We start from the raw sequence: 21,199 nt of genomic DNA, 5'->3' as shown, positions 1-21,199 counted from the left end.
CCCGCCCAGAATCAAGGCGCGTATGCGCTGCCGGGCAGCGCCTGCCTCCCAGCCCGGCCACGGGCAGGCGCTTTCGCGCTGTCCCGCTTAGAACATCTGGGGAATTGGCTGAGGCATAAAGCGCTTGGAACAAAGGTTGCAGCGCCCAGCCGGCGGTAGGGCGCTGCCCTGTGTTATGTATGTTGCTCATGGGTCTAAAATCCACCCAACCCTCGCAGGCGTGCGAGGGCGTTCGACGCTGAAAACCCTCCACTGGAGGGTTTTCCGGGCGCGTCTTACCCCAGAGCGTAGCCCGCCCCGCGCACGGTGCGCAGGGGATCATCGCCGCCGAAGGTGCAGAGCGATTTGCGCAACCGACCAATGTGGACATCTACGGTGCGGGTGTCGACATAGATGTCGCGGCCCCAGACGCGGTCCAGCAGGCTTTCGCGCGAGAACACCCTACCCGGTTTTTCCATGAAGGTGGCGAGCAGGCGGAATTCGGTGGGGCCGAGTTTCAGCACTTTGTCGCTGCGGTAGACGCGGTGGGTTTCTGTATCGAGGCGGATGTCGCCCCATTCCAGCAAAAGGCCTGCTGTGGCGGGGCGCACGCGGCGCAGTTGCGCGCGCAGGCGGGCCATCAACTCAACGACGGAATAGGGTTTGATCACGTAATCATCGGCCCCGGTTTCCAGACCCCGCACCTTATCGACTTCTTCCGAGCGCGCCGAGAGCATGATGATCGGGATGCCACGGGTTTCTGGCCGGGCTTTCAGGCGGCGGCAGACCTCGATGCCGGAAACATGCGGCATCATCCAATCCAAAAGGATCAGGTCGGGGGCTTCTTCACCGATCAAAGCCAATGCGTCTTCGCCATTGTCAGCGGTGCGCACCTCGAAGCCTTCGGCTTCAAGATTATAGGAAAGGACGGCGCGTTGTGCTGGTTCATCCTCGACCAGCAGAACCGATGGACGGGGTGCCATCAGGCAATTCCGCCAGCAAGTTCGGCTTTCGGGCGGGCCTCATCGGGCAGCGATCCGGTGGTGAGATAGATCACCTGCTCGGCGATGGTGGTGGCGTGGTCGCCGACACGTTCGATGTTTTTAGCGATGAAATGCAGGTGCATACAGGCCGAAATGTTGCGGGTGTCTTCCATCATATGCGTGAGGAATTCGCGGAACAAAGCGTTATACATCTGATCGACTTCTTCATCGCGCAGACGCACTTCGGCGGCAAGGCCTGCATCGCGCGACACGAAGGCATCAAGCGCATCCTTCAGTTGAAGGCCCACTTGGCGCGCCATCCGGCGGATCGAGCCTGCGGCACCGGGGATCGGCGACATCGCGTTCAGCACCCGAGCACGTTTGGCGAGGTTTTTGGCATAATCACCGCAACGCTCTAAGCTGGAGGCGATTTTCATCACGGTCAGCACGGTGCGCAGATCGGTGGCAATCGGCGCGCGCAAAGCGATCAGGCGGGCACATTCAGTGTTGATCATTTCTTCCAGCTGATCGATGGCTATGTCACCTTGGCGCACCTGATCGGCGAGGCTTTCGTCTTGGGTATCCAGCGCTTTGGCGGCATCTGAGAGGGCGGCTTCAACAAGCCCACCCATTTTCATGATCATGGCCTGAACCGCTTCAAGATCACGGTCGAAAACGCGGGCGATGTGGGGGTCATTCAACATGTTTGTGTTCCTTAACCGATCCGGCCAGAGATATAGGATTCCGTGCGCGGATCTTTCGGATTGGTAAAGATCTGCCCGGTTTCGCCAAATTCGACGAGATTGCCCAGGTGGAAGAAGGCGGTGCGTTGGCTGACGCGGGCGGCTTGCTGCATCGAGTGGGTGACGATCACCACCGAGAATTGGCTGCGCAACTCGTCGATCAACTCCTCGACATGTGCGGTGGCAATCGGGTCAAGTGCCGAGCAAGGTTCATCCATCAGCAGCACTTCTGGGCTGGTGGCGATGGCGCGGGCGATGCAGAGGCGTTGCTGTTGGCCGCCGGAAAGGCCAGTGCCCGGGGCTTGCAGGCGGTCTTTCACCTCGTTCCACAGGGCGGCTTTGCGCAGGCAGGATTCGACGATTGCGTCGAGTTCGGCTTTGTTGCGGGTCAGGCCGTGGATTTTCGGGCCGTAGGCCACATTGTCATAAATCGACTTCGGGAACGGGTTTGGCTTTTGGAACACCATGCCGATGCGGGCGCGCAGTTGCACCGGATCGACGCGGGGGTCGTAGATGCTCTCGCCTTCCAGCGTGATCGAACCTTCCACACGACAGGACGGGATGGTGTCGTTCATCCGGTTCAGGCAGCGCAGGAAGGTGGATTTGCCACAACCCGACGGGCCGATGAAGGCGGTCACGGTTTTGTCCATGATATCAACATCGACATCTTTGATGGCATGGTTGGTGCCGTAGTAAACCTGAGCCTTACGGGCCTCAATCTTGATGGTCTGGGTGTCCACGCGGGTCTCCAATCGTTGGTCTTTCATGTGATTTTCCCTTACCAGCGGCGTTCAAATTTGCGGCGGAAGTAGATCGCCACGGCGTTCATTGCGATCAGGAAAACCAGCAACACGATGATGGCCCCAGAGGCGCGTTCGACAAAGCCGGGATCGCCGCGTTGGGTCCAGTTGTAGATTTGCACAGGCAGCGCCGAGGCCGGGTCGAACAGGCCTTCGGGTGGGGCGCCGGGGAAGTCGCGGACGAAGGCGACCATGCCGATCAGCAGCAGCGGTGCGGTTTCGCCCAAGGCTTGTGCGAGGCCGATGATGGTTCCGGTGAGGATACCGGGCATTGCGAGCGGCAGGACATGGTGGGTGATGGTTTGCAAACGGCTTGCGCCAATGCCGAGGGCTGCGTCGCGGATAGAGGGTGGCACGGCTTTCAGGGCGGCGCGGGTCGGGATGATGATCCGCGGCAGGGTCATCAGGGTCAGCACCAAGCCACCGACGATGGGGGCAGACTGTGGAAGCCCTGCGAAGTTGATGAAAATCGACAGGCCAAGGATGCCGTAGACGATGGAGGGCACGGCGGCAAGGTTGGCGATGTTCACCTCAATCAGGTCGGTGAATTTGTTTTTCGGGGCAAATTCTTCGAGGTAGACGGACGTGGCGACGCCAATGGGCAATGCCAGCACCAGTACCACGAACATCATGTAGAGAGAGCCTACGATGGCCACGCCAAGCCCTGCGGCTTCGGGGCGTTTGTCTGACGCATCGGGCATGGTGAGGAAGCCGGGGTTGATTTGGGTTTTCAGCACGCCTGCGGTTTTCAGCTGATCGGCAAGCGCCAGTTGCGCGGGCGAGGTGTTTTTGTCCAAGGCGGCGGATTCCATCGTCACCCGGCCCTTGTAGTAGCCGTCGATGCGGCCCGAGGCCAAGACATTGACCTTGATCGTGGTGCCGATCAGCGAGGGGTCGGCCAGAACACGGTTGCGCAGGGTGGCGGGCGATTCCTCGGAGATCATTTTGGTAAGGTCTTTGGGATTCATCTCGCCCAAGTTCAGGCCTTTGGCAGTGATTTCGGCTTCCAGTGACGCTGCCAGAAGTTTGCCATAAGTGACGGTGGTGGCTTTGACAAGATCAGCGGGATCGCGTTTGCCGCCTTTGTCGAGCAGGCTTTCATCAAGGGTAACTGGCAAAGTGATAAAAGTCTGCTTGAACGCTGGCAGGCCGTTGCCGAAGATCGAGACCAGCAGCCAGACGAGGGCCAAGAGGGCCACCACGATAGCAGTCAGGCCATAGGCGCGGAAGCGTTTTTCGGTGGCGTTGCGGGCTTTGGTGCGCGGGTCTTGCACCAGCAGCGACGCGCGGGTGTCGATGGCGGCGCGTGGGTTCAACGGGCGGGCGGTCATTCGTATTGCTCCCGGTATTTACGCACAATCACCAAGGCGACGATGTTCAGCGCCAAGGTCAGGCAGAACAATGTCAGACCCAAGGCGAAGGCGACCAAGGTTTCAGGGCTGGCGAATTCGGTATCGCCGGTAAGCTGGCTGACGATTTTCACAGTTACCGTCGTCATCGCTTCGAACGGGTTCATCGACAGCTGGGCGGCGGCCCCTGCCCCCATCACCACGATCATCGTCTCACCAATCGCACGTGAGGCTGCCAGCAAAACCGCACCGACGATGCCGGGAAGCGCTGCGGGGATCACCACTTGTTTGATGGTTTCGGATGGGGTTGCCCCAAGACCAAGCGAGCCATCGCGCAGAGATTGCGGCACGGCATTGATGATATCGTCGGAAAGCGAGGACACGAAAGGGATCACCATGATGCCCATCACCAAGCCTGCGGTCATCACCGAGGAGGACGAATTGCCAAGGCCAAGCGGTGAGGCGAAGTAATCGCGCAGCAGCGGGCCAACCGTGACAAGCGCGAACAGGCCGTAAACGATGGTCGGGATACCGGCGAGGATCTCAATCGCCGGTTTCACCCAAGCGCGGGTCGAGCGGGAGGCGTATTCAGCCAGATAGATCGCTGACATCAAGCCGATTGGCACGGCGACTATCAAAGCTATCACCGAGACATAAAGCGTGCCCCAGAGCAGAGGCAGGATGCCGAGACTGGAGCCACCGCCGAACTGCGGTTTCCAGACGCTTGAGAAGAAGAATTCAGAAGCCGGATACAGCCGGAAGAAGTGGATCGACTCGAACAGCAAGGATGCGACGATACCCACCGTGGTCAGTACCGCGATCAGGCTTGAGGCCATCAACAACCACATTGCAAATTGCTCGGTGGCGTTGCGGGCGCGGTATTCGGGATTGATCCGGCTGAGGCCAAAGGCCAGACCAGCCAGCGCCAGCAGAAGTGCTGCCCCGGCCATTGCAAGGCGAGAGGTTTCGCCAGCGTCACGTAAAGCTGCCGTGGCGGCCAAGGTTGAGGACGTAGGCTCGGTTTCCAACACCACACCCGCACCATTCAATGCAATTTTCAGCGCGGTTGGACTGGCAAGTAAGGGGCCAACATCATCGCCGCGCGCTTCCAGCATGTTCAGGCCAGCGGCGACACGGCGGACATCGGCCATCACCAGCTCGGCGGATTTGCCTGCGGGAAGCTCGGCGGGGTTAATCAGGCTGATCGCTTTGTTTTCCAAAAACAACGGTTGTGCCAAAAGCCATGCGGCGATCAGAAAAAACGCAGGCACAGCGGTGAGCAAAGCGGTGATGCGACCATAAAACGGCGGCAGGGAATGTAATTTGCGAATATCGCCTTCGACTTGGCCGACAGCCTTACGGCGGCCGATCACATAGCCCGCGACGGCGAGGGCGAGAATGATAACGGAGATGAGTCCGAGGCTCATGGGGTTCCTACCAATGACAGGGACAGGCGCTGGATAGACAAGCGGCGCGAGATGCCTCGCGCCGCCTTTAGCTTAGGATTATTGCAGCGGGCCCATCACGGTTTCAGCTTCAACAGCGGCTTGGGTAGCCGCCAGTTCCGGATCGGGAACCAGACCGTATTCGGCCAATTTGCCATCCGGGCCAGCCATGTCATCGGACACGAAGAACTGGATGTATTCTTTCAGGCCGGGGACCACGCCGATATGGGCTTTCTTCACGTAGAAGTAGAGCGGGCGCGACACCGGGTATTCGCCTTTCGAGATCGTCTCAACTGACGGGCTGATGCCGTTGACGGTTGCGACTTTCAGCTTGTCGGTGTTGTTCTCGTAGAACGACAGACCGAACACGCCGACAGCGTTCTTGTTGGCAGCGATGCGCGACAGAGTTTCAGTGTAGTCGCCGTCGATATCGACCGAAGTGCCATCCGAGCGGGTGGTGAAACACTGCTTTTCAGCGTCTTTTTTCTTGGCGCCATCGTCAGCTTCTTTCGAAGCGGCGAGGAACAGATCGTAAGCGCCGTTAGTTTTGCAACCTTCCAGCAGCACTTTGGTGTCGAACACTTCGCGCGTGCCGTGCTTGGTGCCGGGGATGAAGGCGAGGATGTCTTGTGCCGGAAGCGCCGCGTTGGCGTCTGCCCAGGTCTTTGCGGTGTTGGCAACCAAAGCGCCGTCTTTTGCGGTTTGCGCGCCGATGGCGTTAAACACGTCAACCGGGGTCAGCACGAAATCCGGGCCGTTGATGTCGGAAGCGAACACGATTCCATCATAGCCGATGCGGACTTCCATGATGTCGGTGACGCCATTGGTTTTGCACAGGTCGATGTCAGACTGGCTGATACGCGACGACGAGTTCGCGATGTCGATGGTCGACTCGCCCACGCCTTCGCACAGCTTCTTACGGCCAGCGCCCGAACCGCCGCCTTCAACGACCGGAGTCTTGAATTCGCCGTTTTCGCCGAACGCTTCGGCCACGATGGTGGCGTAAGGCAGCACGGTGGAAGAACCCGCGATTTGCAGTTGGTCACGCGCCGAAGCGATTACGGTCGTAGCGGCAAGGATCGCCACGGCGGAAGGGATCAGTTTGATCAGAGACATGTTGCTCTCCAGTTAATTCCTGAGGGCGGCCCGGATGGCTTGCCCTTCGCAGCCCCGTCTAGGCAGGATATCCTATGGTTTTGCGACAGTTTTGTAACATATATATGACGGGATGGGTGGAGCGGGGGGAAATGGCCTGAAACGGCGTGTGTGCGGCGGCGGGGGAGCCTCCGGCGGGGATATTTGAGCCAAAATGAATGTCCTTGTGGCGCGATCTTGGTTAGCGGGGATCAAAGGGCAGCAGCACCGAGAATCGGCTGCCTTTGCCTTTGGCGCTTTCGATGATCAGCCTACCCCGGTGGCGGTTGACGATGTGTTTGACGATAGCGAGACCCAAACCGGTGCCGCCCTTTTCGCGTGAGCGGTGGCCATCAACGCGGTAGAAACGTTCGGTCAGGCGGGGGATGTGGAACGGGTCGATGCCCTCGCCCTGATCGCTGACAGATATGCGCAGTTGTTGGCCGCGCGGGCCTTTTTCAATGGTCAAGGCGACGCGCACCTCTGCTCCCGCCGGGCTGCCGTATTTGACCGCGTTCTCGACAAGGTTGGTCAGCACTTGCGTCATCTGATCGGCATCGGCGCGGATTATCAGCGGTTGATCATAGCCCTCGACCTTGATCGTGACGCGTGCGGCTTCGGCCACGGGGCGCAGGCTGGCCAACGATGTGCGCAACAGCCCTGCAATATCAACCTCATCTCCCGGCAGCACGCGTTCTTCGGCCTCAACCCGGCTGAGATGCAGCAGATCACGGACGAGGCGGTTCATCCGTTCGGCTTCGCTCGCCATGATAGTCAGGAACCGCTCGCGCGCAGGGGCGTCATTGCGGGCGGGGCCGCGCAGGGTTTCGATAAAGCCCAGCAAAGCGGTCAGCGGCGTGCGCAACTCGTGGCTGACATTGGCGACAAAATCGCGGCGCATCAGGTCCATCTGCTCCCATGCCGAGCGATCCTCGAAGGCACAAATCACGCCCTGCGGCACCGGGCTGACCGAGACTTCATAGATAGTATCTTGCGCAGCCCCAGCAAGAATCAGGCGGATACGACCCGTCTCGGCGTGCTGCATCGCTTGGGTGATGGCGCGCAAAAACTCTGGCTGCCGGAAGCTGAGCGCATGATGGCGGTCCAGGATCGCCGCCCCGAACAGCGCCACGGCGGGGCCGTTTGCCTGCACGATCCGCTCATCCATTGCTATCAGGATCACCGGCAGCGGCAGCCCGCCCAGCAATGCTTTTGTGGCCGCGTGATCCATCGCCCGTCCCCTTCGCCTTTGCCCATCTGTATCCCGAGCCAACTGATCATGCCGGTTCGTGCTTGCTCACGCGGGCGTGTGTGCGCTAACATAAGGCGAGTGTCGTAACGGAAATTCGCGCTTTGGCTGTGGAGGCGCAGAATATCGTCGCCTCTCAGCCCCAAAGCGCGCTGTAGAGTGAGTGGGAGGCGAACATGCCACCGCAGTTGGGGTTGTTGCAAGGCCAAAAGCCGCCAAGCCGCCGAATCCTGTATCTGGCCGGGGGTGAGCCTGCCCCGGCGTCGCAGGATGCTATGATCTTCTCGCTGCCCTTCGCGCAGCTTTGCCCGGAAAAACTTGCCCGTATCGCCCCCGATCTGGTGGTGTTTCCGCTGTTCAGCGCCAGTTTGGACGCGATCGTGGTGCTGACACGGCTGAACGAATTAGGCTATGCTGGGCGCTGTCTGGTGCTGACGCCCCGGCTGCCAAAACCGCATCTGATTGAGGCCGAATTGCGCGGTTACAAGGGTGCGATGCAGGTGCAGCTTTTGACTTCGGAGGCGCCGTTGGAATAAGCTTTAGACCGCAGCGGTGTCACGCTGATAGATCCAGTCATGATCCGGGTCATTCTGAAACCGCCAGTTGCGGCGCGGGCCTGCCATGACGTTCAGATAATACATCTCATAACCGTAAGGTGCGCCGCAAGGATGATGGCCCTTGGGCACCAAGGTGACATCGTGGTTTTTCACCGCCATCGTCTCATCAAGGCTGCCATCTTCGGTATAGACGCGCTGGATGCCGAAACCCTGCGCAGGGTTCAGCCGCATGTAATAGCTTTCCTCCAGATAGGTCATGCGGGGGAAATCATCTTCATCATGGCGGTGGCTGGGATAGGACGACCAGTTGCCCGAGGGGGTGAAGACTTCGGTGACCAGCAGGCTGTCGGCCACATCCAAAGCTTCCATCGCGATGTTGTTGATAAAGCGGGTGTTTGCGCCGGTGCCGCGCTGGGTCAGGGTGATGCCATCCGGGCCGATTTGCGCCGCTTTGTGGCCGGACTTGCCGGGGGCGGTGCAGATGGCCAATGTACAGGCGGTTGTGGCGGTGGCAGACCAGTCGCTGCCGTTGGGGATATAGAGACAGTGTGGCGGGGTTTTCTCAAACACATCCATACGGTCGCCCAAGACGCCCCAATCTTGGCCTGCGGCGGTGATCTGGGCCTTGCCTTCGACGAGCACGAGGATGACTTCACGGTCGCCGGTGATTTCGGCTGCGGTTTCGCCGGGTTGCAGACGGTAGAGGCCGAAGCCGACATAGCCCCAGCCCGCGTTCTCAGGCGTGATGTCATGCACCTTGCCCGTTGTACCATTGGGTTTACGCAATAGATCGGCCATGTTCGTCTCCCAGATACGGGGTCTGGGGGGCGTGCCCTCCAGCCTTTACTTATCGAGCCTTTTACTTATCCAAGCCAGCCCGCTTGGCAAAGCCCTTGAGTGAGCGCAAACCAAGGCTTTGATAATCCATCGGAATCCGCACCGATGGGTCTTGCTCGGCCTCAATCACCAGCCAGCCGGAGTAATTGTGCTGGGCCGCGACTTCGAGAACGCTGAAGAAATCCACAGCCCCCTCGGCATCGCCCGGCACGGTGAAAGAGCCGCGCCGCACGCCTTCCAGGAACGACAGCCCCTGCTCGCGCACCTGTTTCATGATGTCGGGGCGGACGTTCTTGGCATGGATATGGCCGACACGGGACATGTGCTTTTTTGCCACCCGCACCGGATCGCCGCCGCCATAATAGCAATGGCCGGTGTCGAGCAGCAGATGGGTGTGCGGGCCGGACTCATGCATCAGACGGTCGATCTCCCACTCAGCTTCAACAATGGTGCCCATGTGGTGATGGTAGACCAGTTTGACGCCTTGGGCGGCGCTAAATTCAGCCAAAGCTTCAATGCCTTGGCCGAATTTTCTCCACTCGGCATCGGGCAGATGCGGGCGGTCGTTTACTGCTTTGCCATCGTCGCCGTGGATGGCGTTTGAGGTTTCGCAGACGATAATCACCTTGCAGCCCATGCCCTTCAACAGGTCGAGATAAGGCTGCATCGCGGTCTTTTCATGCTCAATCGAGTTGACCAAGAGGTTGGTGGAATGCCAGCCCGAGATGTATTTCAGCCCGCGAGGTTGGAAAAGCGCGTTCAACTCACGAGCCGTCATCGGCATTTTATGGCCTTTTTCGATGCCATCAAAGCCGATTGCGGCAGTTTCATCCAGACATTGCTCAAGGCTGATATGCGCACCAAGGCTGCGGTCGTCGTCATTGGTCCAAGCGATCGGGTTGGTGCCGTATTGGATCATCATTTCCTCAAATTTTAAGGGTAGCGCGAAGGTCAGTCGACAAGCCACTGATCTTTCAGTTTTTCTTCATAATTGGCACGGGCCTGATTGACCTCTGCACGCGTTGAGACCGCAGGCACGCCGACATCCCACCATGTGCCACCAGTCTCGGTGCCGGGCCAGGGATCAGTATCAATCACGATCACTTGGGGAATTTTTGCACCCTTGGCGGCGGTCAGGGCGGCCTCCAACTCGGCAATCGTGGTGACTTTGACGGCATTCGCCCCCATGGAGGCTGCATGTGCGGTAAAGTCGATATGGGACGGATTGACGTGGTAAGATTCGTCGAGAAGGTTGTTAAACCCTGCCCCGCCAGTGCCTTTTTGCAGCCGATTAATGCAGCCATAGCCCCGATTATCAGTGATCACTACGGTAAAGGCCACGCCCATCATCACGGCGGTCGCCAGCTCCGAATTGGCCATCATATAGCTGCCATCGCCGAGCATACAGATCACATCGGCGGTGGGACGGGCCATTTTAATGCCCATCGCCCCGGCAATCTCGTAGCCCATGCAAGAGAAGCCATACTCCATATGGTAGCCGCCAGTCGGCGCATCCCAAATCTTATGCAACTCGCCCGGCATGGTGCCTGCCGCTGACATCACCACCGTGGCTTTCGAGGCAGTACGCTGCACAGCGCCGATCACCTGCATATCGGTCGGCAAAGCGTTGCTGGTGGGTGCGGCTTTGACGGCAGCGGTGGCAGCGGCCCAATCGGCCTGCAGACCCGGAATATTGGGCCATTTCTGACTTCCAAGTTCATTACCAATGGCTTGTAGGGCGATCTTCGCATCTGAGGTTAAGTTAATCGCGCCGTGCTTGTAGGAATCATACGCCGCCACATTGATCGACAGAATACGGCGGTTCGGGTTCTTGAATAGCGACCACGACCCGGTGGTGAAATCCTGAAACCGGGTGCCAAGGCCAATGACCAGATCGGCATTCTCGCACACCGTGTTGGCAGAGACCGATCCGGTCACGCCCACCGGGCCAAAATTCAAAGCATGGTCGAAATCGAGGCTGGATTTGCCGGCTTGGGTTTCGACCACCGGGATATTATGGGCGCTGGCGAAGGCCGCGAGATCGGCCTCGGCACCGGAGTAAATCACGCCACCGCCTGCCACGATCACTGGGTTCTGCGCGGCTTTGATCGCGGCAATCGCTGCGGCGAGTTCATCAGCATCTGCTTCGGGGCGACGGATTTTCCAGACCTTCGGGGTGAAAAAACTTTCAGGGTAATCAAAGGCTTCGGCCTGCACATCTTGGCAGAACGCGAGGCACACCGGGCCGCAATCAGCGGGATCTGTCATCACCCGGAAGGCGCGCGGCAAGGCGGTCAGGATATGTTCCGGGCGGGAAATCCGGTCGAAATAGCGGGTCACCGGGCGGAAGCAATCATTGGCTGTAACGGTGCCGTCGTTGAAATCTTCCAGCTGTTGCAACACCGGATCGGGGGCACGGTTGGCAAAGACATCGCCGGGAATGATCAACAGCGGCAAACGGTTGGCGAAGGCCACGCCCGCCGCCGTGACGACATTCAAAGCCCCCGGCCCGATCGAGGTGGTCACGGCCATCGCGCGACGGCGTTTTTTCGCCTTGGCAAAAGCGATGGCTGCATGGGCCATGGTTTGTTCATTATGGCCGCGCCAAGTCGGGAACGTGTCTTTCGCGCCGTGCAGCGCTTCGCCGATCCCGGCCACGTTACCATGGCCGAAAATCGCCCAGATGCCCTCGATAAAGCGCGCGCCGTCCTCGGTCATCTGCACGGAAAGCCAGCGCACCATGGCTTGGGCGGCGGTCAGACGGATGGTTTTCATGCTTTTGCTCCTCGGGCGGCGTCCCAGATGCCGCAAAGGCGGCGGAAATTTTCGGCCATTGTGGCCACGGCGGTCGCATCGTCAATCTTGCCCGCGATCCATTGGCGGCCAACATCGGCGTGGATGGTGCGGCCGACTGCGAAGCCTTTGACCAGCGGGAAATCGGCGGCGAGTTTGAAGGAGGAGGCCAGTTCGGCCTCGGATTGCCCCAAGCCCAAGATCACGATGCCTTGGGTATGGGCGTCGCGCGTGGTGATGGCGTCACAGGTGGCGGCCCATGCGGCGCGGGTTTGCATCGGCTCCAGTTTCCACCAATCAGGGTAGATGCCGATGTCATAAAAGCGGCTGATCAGCTTGGCGTTGGTGTGGTCATCGACGGGGCCGACTTTCGACGGTATAATTTCTAGAAGCATTTCCAATCGGTTACGGCGGCAAGCATGGAACAGGCGGGTGACGACGGCTTCCTGTTCGGCCTGCATTTCTGCGTTGTCATCAGGGTGGCAGAAGCACAGCACCTTAACCACATCCTCCAAAGCCCATTCGGACAGGCCGCCAAAATCGGGGCCAATTTCAGGTTCCAACGTCAAGGGGCGCGAGCCGGGCCATTCCACCGGGCGACCGATCCACAGGCCTTGACCTGAGGCTTTGTGCAAAGCGGATTTTCCAAGGCGGCTGTCGCAGAGCAGGCCATAACCCTCGCGCCCCTGCGAAACATCCACTGTAGCTTCCAGACACAACTCTTTGAAACGGCCAATGTTTTCAGGATTGGCACCGGGAATTTCTTCCAGCTGCGAGCGGTGGTCATAGGCGAAAGCGCGCACTTCGGACCATTGTTTGCGGCGGTTGGTGGACCAGTGAATTTGCTCTAGCTCGGTGTCTTTGCGCAGGGCTGGGGTCTTCACGCCGCGATCCAGGAAGAAATTCAACTCCTCCAAAGACGGGTAAGCCGGGGTGCAACCGTGGCGCGACACCGCGAAAGCGCCACAAGCGTTGGCATATTTCAGCGCTACGGGCCAGCTTTCGCCGTCAAGCCAGCCTTTGATCAGGCCCGACATGAAACCGTCGCCTGCGCCCAAGACGTTGAAGACTTCGATGGGAAATCCGGGGCCGGTTTGGCCTTGATCGAGGCTGTCGGGGATTGCGCCCTCGAAGGCAGCGGCCCCTGCGGCACCGCGTTTGCACACCAAGGTGGCGGCGGAGACCTTACGGACGGCACGCAGGGCTTCGATGGTGTTGGTCGAGCCGCCTGCGATGTGGAATTCTTCTTCGGTACCGACGATCAAGTCGAAGTAGTGCAATGATGCCTGTAGCTTAGCGGTGACGGCAGCGGATTCGATGAAGCGCGATTCGCCGTCGCCATGGCCCGCCAGACCCCAGAGGTTAGGGCGGTAGTCGATATCCAGAGCCGTTTTCACCCCGTGTTTGCGCGCCAGTTCAACGGCTTTCAGCACAGCGGCTTCGGTGTTGGCGTGCGACAGATGCGTGCCGGTGACGATGATCGAACGGGTTTCGGCGATGAAGCTCTCGTCGATATCATCTTCGCACAAAGCCATGTCAGCGCAGTTTTCACGGTAGAAAATCAGCGGAAATTGGGTTTCATCGCGGATACCAAGGATCACAAGTGCCGTCAGCCGCACAGGGTCGGTTTTAACGCCGCGCACATCAACGCCTTCGCGCGCCAGTTCTTCGCGGATGAAACGGCCCATATGTTCATCGCCGACCCGCGTGATCAGCGCCGATTTCAGGCCCAAACGCGCGGTGCCAGCGGCGATATTGGTCGGCGAGCCGCCGATATATTTCTGAAAACTCGCCATATCCTCCAGCCGCCCGCCGATCTGTGCGCCGTAAAGATCCACCGAGGATCGGCCGATGGTGATGGTGTCGAGCGTTTTCATGGCAGGCTCCTCCGGGGACAGGCGCTGCGGCAAGACTCAGTTGCGCAAGCGTTTTGGAATATTTATTCCATTTTTGTGCAAAGCAAAAGCGTTTTCTTTGCTGATCTAACCGCGTGCCGACCCCACCGCCACAGCCAGCGCAATCGCCAGCGCAAGAGTGGCGGACAGCGAGCGGAATGCGCCGAAATCAACCTCGGGCACGGTGAGGATTGCATCGCCGACGCGGGCGAGTGGGCTGGTGATGCGGTCAGTCAGCGCGACCACAGCCAAGCCTCGGTCACGGGCGTCTTGCGCGAGGGCGATGGTTTCTTCGGAATAGGGTGCGAAGGTGATCGCCAGAACTGCATCACCGGGGCGAAGGGCGTGGCGATGATCGAGCTTGCCGGTGCCTTCGTGCAGCATGGCGGGAACGGCCATCTTATCAAACACATAGGCGAGATAGGCGGCGACTGGAAAGGCGCGACGGAGACCGATGACATGTATGGTATCGGCGGCGGAAAGCAGGGCTACGGCTTGGGCGAGGGCCGCTTCATCCGCGGATTTCGCCAGGGCCTCCAGTGATAGCCGCCCGGCTTCAATGAACTCAGCGAGTAGCGCCGAAGGGGTGCCCGTGCCGCCGTCTTTCAGATTTTGCAGCCGAGTGGAGTAATCGGGGAAACCCGGGGAATAGGCGTCGCGGAACAGCTTTTGCATTTCGGAAAAGCCGGAATATCCGAGGATTTGGCAAAATCGCATCAGCGCCGAGGGCGGCACGTCGGCCCCGGCGGCAAGTTCGGCCACGGTGGACACCGCGATACGGTCGATGTTGGCGGCGATATGATCGGCGCATTGCCGCAGGCGGCGCGGCAGGCCCTCGGTGATCGCAGCCAGACGATCACGAAATTCCTCGATCGTGGCGGGTGCGGTCAGGTTTTCTACATCTAGGGCGGTCATTGGTCTGCGATCATTGTGTTGGTTTCGAACGATTTATCGCAGGGTAACGTTGTGGAACAAACATTCCAAGAGTTATTTCTGCGGCCTAGGATAGCGCCGCGCCAAAGCCTCGGCCACCGGGGGGGTGACGAATTTTGAAATGTCACCGCCGAGGCGCGCAATTTCTTTCACCAGCTTCGAGGCAATCGCTTGCCTGCGCGCATCGGCCATCAAGAACACGGTTTCAACGCTGGCATCCATCGCGCGGTTCATGCCAACCATTTGGAATTCATACTCAAAATCCGCCACAGCGCGCAGGCCGCGCAGGATCACCGAGGCCCCAACATCACGGGCGCAGTCGATCAGCAGATTTTCAAACGGATGAACAATGATCTCACCGCCGGTTTTGGCGAGGATACCGGCACATTCGGCTTCGACCATCACCACGCGTTCTTCCAGCGTGAAGGCCGGGCCTTTGTCACGGTTGATGGCGACGCCAATAACCAGACGATCCACCAGTGCCATGGCGCGCTGGATGATATCGACATGCCCCAAAGTGATGGGGTCAAAAGTGCCGGGATAAAGACCGATACGCATGGCAGGTTCCTCGCCTAAGTCCCCGACACGCAACAATATTGCGTGTCGGGATGCAAGCGAATTTCTGGCACGCAACAATATAGCGTGCCGGGATGCAAGCGAATTTCTGGCACGCAACAATATAGCGTACCGGGATGCAAGCGAATTTCTGGCACGCAGCGATATTGCGTGCCCAGATGCAGGCGGATTGCTAGAAGCCTTTGATCATGCCTTCCAGCGCGTCATTCTCCATATGCAACTCGGACAGACGAGCTTTCACCACGTCGCCAATAGAGATCAGCCCGATCAGCTCATCCCCCTCCAGCACCGGAATGTGGCGGAAGCGACCATCTGTCATCTTTTGCAGTACATCATCGGCGTTGTCGCCGCGTGTGCAGCCGATGACTTTGGCCGTCATGATGGTGTCAACACTGTCGTTCAGGCAGGCACCACCCCGCCTGCCAACTTCGCGCACGATGTCACGTTCCGACACGATCCCGACCAGCTTTTTGCCATCGGGAGAGATCACCACGGCGCCGATGCGGCGGGCCGAAAGCACCTCGGCAATGCGACTGATGATGGTGCCGGGTGGTAGGGTGACGACGCCGTCATCGGATTTCGATTTCAGGATTTGACTGACAAGCATGAGGTTCCTCCCTATCTGTCCGTCTAAGCGTCTGGCCTGAGTTAGATTCTGTCAAGGAATTGCTTCAAGCCTTTGCATTTCTTTCTTAACTTCAAGCATCAGTTGTGCGGCGAAGCGGTTGAGGCGTTCGACCCGGCCATCATCGGCGTGGCGGATCAGCCAGAAGGCGCGGGTGAGATGGATTTGCTCGGGGATAATACGGGCGAGTTCGGGGGCTGCTGGTAGCGCGAAATCATGCACCACGCCGATGCCTGCGCTGTGACGCAGAAAATTCAGCTGCACCGAGACGGAGTTGGAGGCCAGTGGCGGGGCGGAGGCACCGATTTCAGTGAGGTAGTCGAGTTCTTTGTCGAAGATCATATCGGGGATATAGCCGATAAGGCGGTGGGCTTTCAGATCAGCGGGCGTCAGGATTTGCGGGTGGCTGGCGAGATAATCGCGGCTGGCAGCAAGGTGTAAATGATAGTCGGTAAGTTTCTGCACGGTGAGGCGGCCAGCTTCGGGGCGTGACACCGCGATGGCCATATCGGCCTCGCGTTTAGACAGGTTAAAGACCCGCGGCAGGGCGACGATCTGCACCTCTAGCCCCGGATTGGCGTCGCAGATGCGGGCGATGACTTGCGGCAGCAGGTAGTTGGCGCAGCCATCGGGGGCACCGATGCGGATTTGTCCGGTAAGGCCCTCGGGGCCCGTCAGCGCCTCAAACGCGCCGTCAATCGCCGCTTCGGTGCGGATCGCGTGGGTGAGCAGGCGGGTGCCTTGCTCGGTCAGGCTATAGCCTTGTGGGGTTTTGGCGAACAGCCGCGCGTCCATGGCTTCTTCGAGACGTGCTACCCTGCGGCCCACCGTGGCAGGGTCGATCTTTAAGCGCCGCCCTGCCCCGGACAGACTTTCTGATCGTGCCACAGCGAGGAATACCCGCAGATCATCCCAATCCATTGCCTTCACCTTTCGGGACCGGTCTTCCCAGCAGGGAATGACTTGTGTTATGGGCGGCTAAAACTGCATTTTTCCACCAGATGTAGTGGCTGCAGCCAAAACCGGCCTGCAAGCCTATGCAAAACTGCAAAACTTATTTGAAATATTACCGCTACCCTTGGCATTTTCGCAAGGCTATTGTGGCGGCAACTCATGGGAGAGATATGATGAAAGAGATCGGTCACTGGATCAACGGCAAGCTGGTTGCGGGCACTTCGGGCAAGTTCGCCGATGTGTTCAACCCGGCGACGGGCGAAGTGCAGGCGCGGGTGGCTTTGGCCTCGAAGGCGGAACTGGACGCTGCCACCGCTGATGCGGCCAAAGCGCAGATCAAGTGGGGGGCGACCAATCCGCAGCGCCGCGCGAGGGTGATGATGGCGATGGTCGGGCTTTTGAACCGCGATATGGAGAAGCTGGCGGAAGCTTTGTCGTCGGAACATGGCAAAACCATCCCGGATGCCAAGGGCGACATTCAGCGCGGGCTGGAAGTGATCGAGTTTTGCATTGGTGCGCCGCATCTGTTGAAGGGCGAGTTCACCGATTCGGCTGGCCCCGGCATTGACATGTATTCGATGCGCCAGCCGATTGGGGTGGCGGCGGGGATTACCCCGTTCAACTTCCCAGCGATGATCCCGATGTGGAAAATGGGGCCTGCGCTGGCTTGCGGCAACGCGTTTATCCTGAAGCCGTCCGAGCGTGCGCCGACGGTGCCGCTGATGCTGGCGGCTTTGATGAAAGAGGCTGGTCTGCCGGATGGCGTGATGCAGGTGATCAACGGCGACAAGGAATCGGTCGATGCGATCCTTGATAACGAGATGATTTCGGGCGTCGGCTTCGTGGGGTCCACCCCGATCGCGCAGTATATCTATGCGCGCGGCACGGCGAACGGCAAGCGGGTGCAGTGCTTTGGTGGTGCCAAGAACCACATGATCATCATGCCGGATGCCGATCTGGATCAGGCGGCGGATGCTTTGGTTGGTGCAGGTTTTGGCGCGGCTGGCGAGCGTTGCATGGCAATCTCGGTGGCGGTGCCGGTTGGGCAAGCCACGGCGGATGCGTTGATTGAACGGTTGATCCCCCGGATTGAGAAGCTGAAGGTTGGCCCCTACACGGCGGGCAATGATGTCGATTACGGCCCGGTGGTGACCGGAGCTGCGAAAGCCAATATCCTGAAGCTGATCGAATCCGGTGTGGCGCAGGGGGCGAATTTGGTGGTCGATGGCCGCGATTTCAAACTGCAAGGCTATGAGGATGGCTTCTTCGTTGGCCCGCATTTGTTCGACAACGTGACCACGGATATGGAGATTTACCGCAAGGAGATTTTCGGCCCAGTTCTTTCGGTGGTGCGCGCCAAGACATATGAAGAAGCGCTCGGCATGGCGATGGACCATGAATATGGCAACGGCACCGCGATCTATACCCGCGACGGCGACACCGCGCGCGACTTTGCGGCGCGGATCAACGTGGGGATGATCGGGATTAACGTGCCGATCCCGGTGCCGCTGGCGTATCACACCTTTGGTGGTTGGAAAAAGTCGTCGTTCGGCGATTTGAACCAGCACGGGCCGGACAGCTTCCGATTCTACACCCGCACCAAGACGATCACCGCGCGCTGGCCGTCCGGGATCAAAGAAGGTGGCGAGTTTAACTTCAAGCAGATGGAGTAAATATCTGATCTGGCCCCGGAAATCCGGGGTCAGATCAAAGTCGATGGGAGGGATATGGGTTATCTTTCGGACAAAGCCGCTGCGCGGGCGGGGATGTCTGAAAGGAAACCTCATGTTGAAAACCAATGTCGGAAATCTGGACCGCATGCTGCGCGTGGTGGTGGGTGCCGCGTTGCTGCTGTGGTTTTTCATGGATCAGGGCACGGGGTTCTGGCACTACGCCAAACTGATCGGGCTGGTGGCCATTGGCACCGCACTGCTGCGCACTTGCCCGCTTTATTCAGTGTTGGGCCTGCGGACCTGAGCTTCGAGTTGACAAAAGGGCGGAATGATCTCCCGCCCTTTTGCATTGGTATCAGTGGCTTAGCGTGCGCCCATCCGCAGCAGGAAATACACCCCGCCGCCGATGCCAACGCCGAAGAACCAACCATACGTGCCCCACCAGCTTGGCAAAAGGCTGGTGAAGGTCGGCAAGATCGACGAGAACACCATACCGATTGCCAAGGCGACAAAGGCTTTGACGTGCCAGCCGCCCTCAAAGCGGAACTCACCGTTTTCTTGATACAGCGCGTTGACGTCGATCTTGCCGTGGCGGATCAGGTAGTAATCCACCATCATGATGCCGAAGATCGGGCCCATGGTAGAGCCGATGAAGTTGACGAAATGCGCAGCACCGGTCTCCCACGGCGCCCAAGGATATAGGATCAGCGCGATGGCCGCCGCAATATAGCCGCCGCGTTTGAAGCTGATGTGGCGCGGGAAGACGTTGGCGAAATCAAACGCCGGGGAGACGAAGTTCGCCACCACATTGATGCCCAAGGTGGCAACGGCGAAGGTCAGGGCTGCGAGCGCTGCAAGGAACCAGCTGTCGAATTTGGCGCTGATCTGTTCGGGGTGCAGCAGAACCTCACCGTAGACGGTAAATGCGGCGGTGGTCGTGATGCCTGCGACCAAGCAGAACGCCAGCAGGTTGATCGGCAGGCCCCAGAGATTGCCTTTGCGCAGGGCTTGTTCGCTTGTGGCATAGCGCGAGAAGTCGCAGAAGTTGAGATAAAGGGCGGCGAAATAGGTGATCCAAGTGGCTGCCACAGCGGCGAGGGCTGCAGTGGAACCGGGCACTCCGGGGACGCCGGCATCGGCAGTGGCTTTCAGCAGAACATCTTGCGGGATTTCAGCGCCGAACGAGAAGGTGCCCGCCTTGACCACCAGATAGACCGCGAGCAACAGCATCGCGATCCAGACCGCAGGGCCCGCCCAATCCTGAAACTTGCGCACGGTTTCCATGCCGCTTTGGATGATCAGCAGTTGCAGGCACCAGACGACAAAGAAGCAGATCACCTCAAGCGTTGAATGGCCGAGCATCTGGGAATTGGTGTGAAATTCCAACATGCCGGGGCTGCGGATCAACAGGGCAACGATCGCACCTGAGGCGGCAGAGGTCTGTGCGCCATACCAGAAACAGGCGACAATCGCCCGCACGATGGCCGGGGCATTGGCCCCGAATGTGCCGAATGACGCCCGCGCCAGCACCGGAAACGGCACGCCGGTGCGCACGCCCGCGTTGCCGACCATGCTCATCAGCACGAAGATCACCAGCGATCCCGCGCCAATCGCGATCACGAAATTGACGAAACTGCCACAGAGCAGAAACAGGCTGGCGGCCAGATAATAGCCCCACAGGCTGTGAACGTCCGAGGTCCAGACGTTGAAAATCGAAAACGCGCCCCATTTTCGCTCGGTCGCGGGTGCCAGATCCTCGTTGTGAAGCAAGGGTGACGGGTTGGTAAGTTGCATCGTGCTGTCCCTATCCTATGGCGCAGATACGCTGTTTTGGACGCCATAGCGCCAAAGCCCGCGCGCTGCGAAACCGTTGTGCCCTTGTCGGGCTTTGTGTTGGTTTACCGAAAAATTGGCTTCGGTCATGGGTCCGGTCTTCTGCCGGATCATCCCGCGCCTAAGCTGCGCCTGATCGCGTTTTCACACAATTAGGTTAATCTCAAATGGACCTTTCGGATTTTTTTGAAAATGTTTTGGGGAAGACCGAAGAATTGCCCTGATTTTGGGCGAAAATAGAACGGGACTTGCGGTGATTCATCGTCGCATCACCGCATTGCGCTGATCTGCCCAATGCGCGCCGAACCGCCGAGGCGAGGAGAGTGCAGGAACATAAGACTGCGATCGGCGTTAGATGTACAGCCGTATCAAATACCATTTGCAGGACTCTGCCATGAACATGCTCAAATTGCTTTGTATACCACTGACGGTTCTTGCGCTCTCGACGGGTGCGGCCTTGGCAGATGGCAAAGGCCATGGCGACAAGGGCCACGGCAAAAAGTCCAAAACGCACCATGCGACACAGTTTTGCCCGCCCGGTCTGGCGAAGAAATCGCCCGCCTGCATCCCGCCGGGCCACGCGAAGGACAGAGGCCACGACCGCCCCTATTACAACGACGACCATTCAGACAACGTGTTGCATGGTCGGAATGGGCGCTATCGGATTGGGGATTATGTCCGCGACGATTGCATAACCGTCTCGTATACCCGCTACAGATCGTTGCCCGCAGGCACCTATTGCCGCTATGAAGATCGCCTGATGCGCATTGATCCGGAAACCCGCGCGATCCTGACGATTTTGCAGGTGTTGTCCGGGAACTGAGGCTTGGGCACTAGGGCC

General features: G+C 59.2%; 20 protein-coding genes. 4 read left to right on the top strand and 16 right to left on the bottom strand.

All coding sequences use genetic code 11. The features are described 5' to 3' along the window. Window positions 1-275 precede the first annotated feature (275 nt). From phoB to ACP7AP_RS02975, 7 genes are all read right to left on the bottom strand, one after another. Window positions 276-962 (bottom strand): phosphate regulon transcriptional regulator PhoB, encoded by a 687-nt coding sequence (phoB, locus tag ACP7AP_RS03005; RefSeq protein ID WP_370651078.1) that lies wholly within the window; start codon window positions 960-962, stop codon window positions 276-278. Further along, a complete protein-coding gene (gene phoU, locus ACP7AP_RS03000; RefSeq protein WP_426032076.1) occupies window positions 962-1,666 on the bottom strand; it encodes a phosphate signaling complex protein PhoU in 705 nt (234 codons plus the stop codon). The genes phoB and phoU overlap by 1 nt, the downstream gene beginning before the upstream one ends. 11 nt (window positions 1,667-1,677) lie before the next feature. Continuing rightward, on the bottom strand, window positions 1,678-2,472 hold the full coding sequence (pstB, locus tag ACP7AP_RS02995) for a phosphate ABC transporter ATP-binding protein PstB (RefSeq protein ID WP_426032074.1): 795 nt from the start codon (window positions 2,470-2,472) through the stop codon (window positions 1,678-1,680). Between the two features lie 11 nt (window positions 2,473-2,483). Beyond that, entirely contained in the window at window positions 2,484-3,836 is a 1,353-nt protein-coding gene (gene pstA / locus ACP7AP_RS02990; RefSeq protein WP_426032072.1) for a phosphate ABC transporter permease PstA, read from the bottom strand. Then, window positions 3,833-5,281 (bottom strand): phosphate ABC transporter permease subunit PstC, encoded by a 1,449-nt coding sequence (gene pstC / locus ACP7AP_RS02985; RefSeq protein ID WP_426032070.1) that lies wholly within the window; start codon window positions 5,279-5,281, stop codon window positions 3,833-3,835. The genes pstA and pstC overlap by 4 nt, the downstream gene beginning before the upstream one ends. A 78-nt stretch (window positions 5,282-5,359) precedes the next feature. Then, entirely contained in the window at window positions 5,360-6,415 is a 1,056-nt protein-coding gene (locus ACP7AP_RS02980; protein WP_426032068.1) for a substrate-binding domain-containing protein, read from the bottom strand. Between the two features lie 220 nt (window positions 6,416-6,635). After that, window positions 6,636-7,664 (bottom strand): sensor histidine kinase, encoded by a 1,029-nt coding sequence (locus ACP7AP_RS02975; RefSeq protein ID WP_426032066.1) that lies wholly within the window; start codon window positions 7,662-7,664, stop codon window positions 6,636-6,638. A gap of 194 nt (window positions 7,665-7,858) precedes the next feature. Here ACP7AP_RS02975 and ACP7AP_RS02970 point away from each other — a divergent pair, with 194 nt between their 5' ends. Then, entirely contained in the window at window positions 7,859-8,218 is a 360-nt protein-coding gene (locus tag ACP7AP_RS02970; RefSeq protein WP_426032064.1) for a hypothetical protein, read from the top strand. 3 nt (window positions 8,219-8,221) lie between these two features. Here the strand turns inward: ACP7AP_RS02970 and iolB are convergent, their stop codons facing one another. From iolB to ACP7AP_RS02930, 8 genes are all read right to left on the bottom strand, one after another. Next, window positions 8,222-9,037 (bottom strand): 5-deoxy-glucuronate isomerase, encoded by an 816-nt coding sequence (gene iolB, locus ACP7AP_RS02965; protein ID WP_426032062.1) that lies wholly within the window; start codon window positions 9,035-9,037, stop codon window positions 8,222-8,224. Between the two features lie 61 nt (window positions 9,038-9,098). Beyond that, entirely contained in the window at window positions 9,099-9,995 is an 897-nt protein-coding gene (iolE, locus tag ACP7AP_RS02960; RefSeq protein WP_426032060.1) for a myo-inosose-2 dehydratase, read from the bottom strand. A gap of 32 nt (window positions 9,996-10,027) precedes the next feature. After that, window positions 10,028-11,851 carry a 3D-(3,5/4)-trihydroxycyclohexane-1,2-dione acylhydrolase (decyclizing) gene (gene iolD, locus ACP7AP_RS02955; RefSeq protein WP_426032058.1) on the bottom strand — a complete coding sequence of 608 codons (1,824 nt, stop codon included), beginning with the start codon at window positions 11,849-11,851 and terminating at the stop codon, window positions 10,028-10,030. Beyond that, entirely contained in the window at window positions 11,848-13,746 is a 1,899-nt protein-coding gene (locus ACP7AP_RS02950; protein ID WP_426032056.1) for a bifunctional 5-dehydro-2-deoxygluconokinase/5-dehydro-2-deoxyphosphogluconate aldolase, read from the bottom strand. Before ACP7AP_RS02950 ends, iolD begins: the two co-directional genes overlap by 4 nt. A 105-nt stretch (window positions 13,747-13,851) precedes the next feature. Beyond that, entirely contained in the window at window positions 13,852-14,679 is an 828-nt protein-coding gene (locus tag ACP7AP_RS02945; protein ID WP_426032054.1) for a MurR/RpiR family transcriptional regulator, read from the bottom strand. Between the two features lie 72 nt (window positions 14,680-14,751). Then, on the bottom strand, window positions 14,752-15,255 hold the full coding sequence (gene coaD / locus ACP7AP_RS02940) for a pantetheine-phosphate adenylyltransferase (protein ID WP_426032052.1): 504 nt from the start codon (window positions 15,253-15,255) through the stop codon (window positions 14,752-14,754). A 190-nt stretch (window positions 15,256-15,445) separates the two neighbouring features. After that, the gene (locus ACP7AP_RS02935; protein ID WP_426032050.1) at window positions 15,446-15,880 is read right to left on the bottom strand and encodes a CBS domain-containing protein; all 435 of its coding nucleotides are present in this window, start codon (window positions 15,878-15,880) and stop codon (window positions 15,446-15,448) included. Window positions 15,881-15,931: 51 nt separating this feature from the next. Further along, entirely contained in the window at window positions 15,932-16,819 is an 888-nt protein-coding gene (locus tag ACP7AP_RS02930) for a LysR family transcriptional regulator (RefSeq protein ID WP_426032048.1), read from the bottom strand. Between the two features lie 206 nt (window positions 16,820-17,025). Here ACP7AP_RS02930 and ACP7AP_RS02925 point away from each other — a divergent pair, with 206 nt between their 5' ends. Further along, complete coding sequence (locus ACP7AP_RS02925) at window positions 17,026-18,525, top strand: CoA-acylating methylmalonate-semialdehyde dehydrogenase (RefSeq protein WP_426032046.1); 1,500 nt, start codon at window positions 17,026-17,028, stop codon at window positions 18,523-18,525. Window positions 18,526-18,637: 112 nt separating this feature from the next. Next, the gene (locus tag ACP7AP_RS02920) at window positions 18,638-18,829 is read left to right on the top strand and encodes a YgaP family membrane protein (RefSeq protein ID WP_426032044.1); all 192 of its coding nucleotides are present in this window, start codon (window positions 18,638-18,640) and stop codon (window positions 18,827-18,829) included. Window positions 18,830-18,888: 59 nt separating this feature from the next. On the opposite strand, the gene ACP7AP_RS02915 is transcribed toward ACP7AP_RS02920, so the two are convergent. Beyond that, complete coding sequence (locus ACP7AP_RS02915; protein WP_426032042.1) at window positions 18,889-20,319, bottom strand: NCS1 family nucleobase:cation symporter-1; 1,431 nt, start codon at window positions 20,317-20,319, stop codon at window positions 18,889-18,891. A gap of 433 nt (window positions 20,320-20,752) precedes the next feature. Between ACP7AP_RS02915 and ACP7AP_RS02910 the strand changes: the two genes are divergently transcribed. Further along, on the top strand, window positions 20,753-21,181 hold the full coding sequence (locus ACP7AP_RS02910; RefSeq protein ID WP_426032040.1) for a hypothetical protein: 429 nt from the start codon (window positions 20,753-20,755) through the stop codon (window positions 21,179-21,181). Window positions 21,182-21,199: the final 18 nt, after the last annotated feature.

It is taken from the genome of Cypionkella sp. TWP1-2-1b2 (assembly GCF_049896245.1).
Taxonomy (GTDB): domain Bacteria; phylum Pseudomonadota; class Alphaproteobacteria; order Rhodobacterales; family Rhodobacteraceae; genus Cypionkella.
The sequence above is the reverse complement of the archived record's forward strand: the minus strand, read 5'-3'. Positions and strand labels throughout refer to the sequence as shown.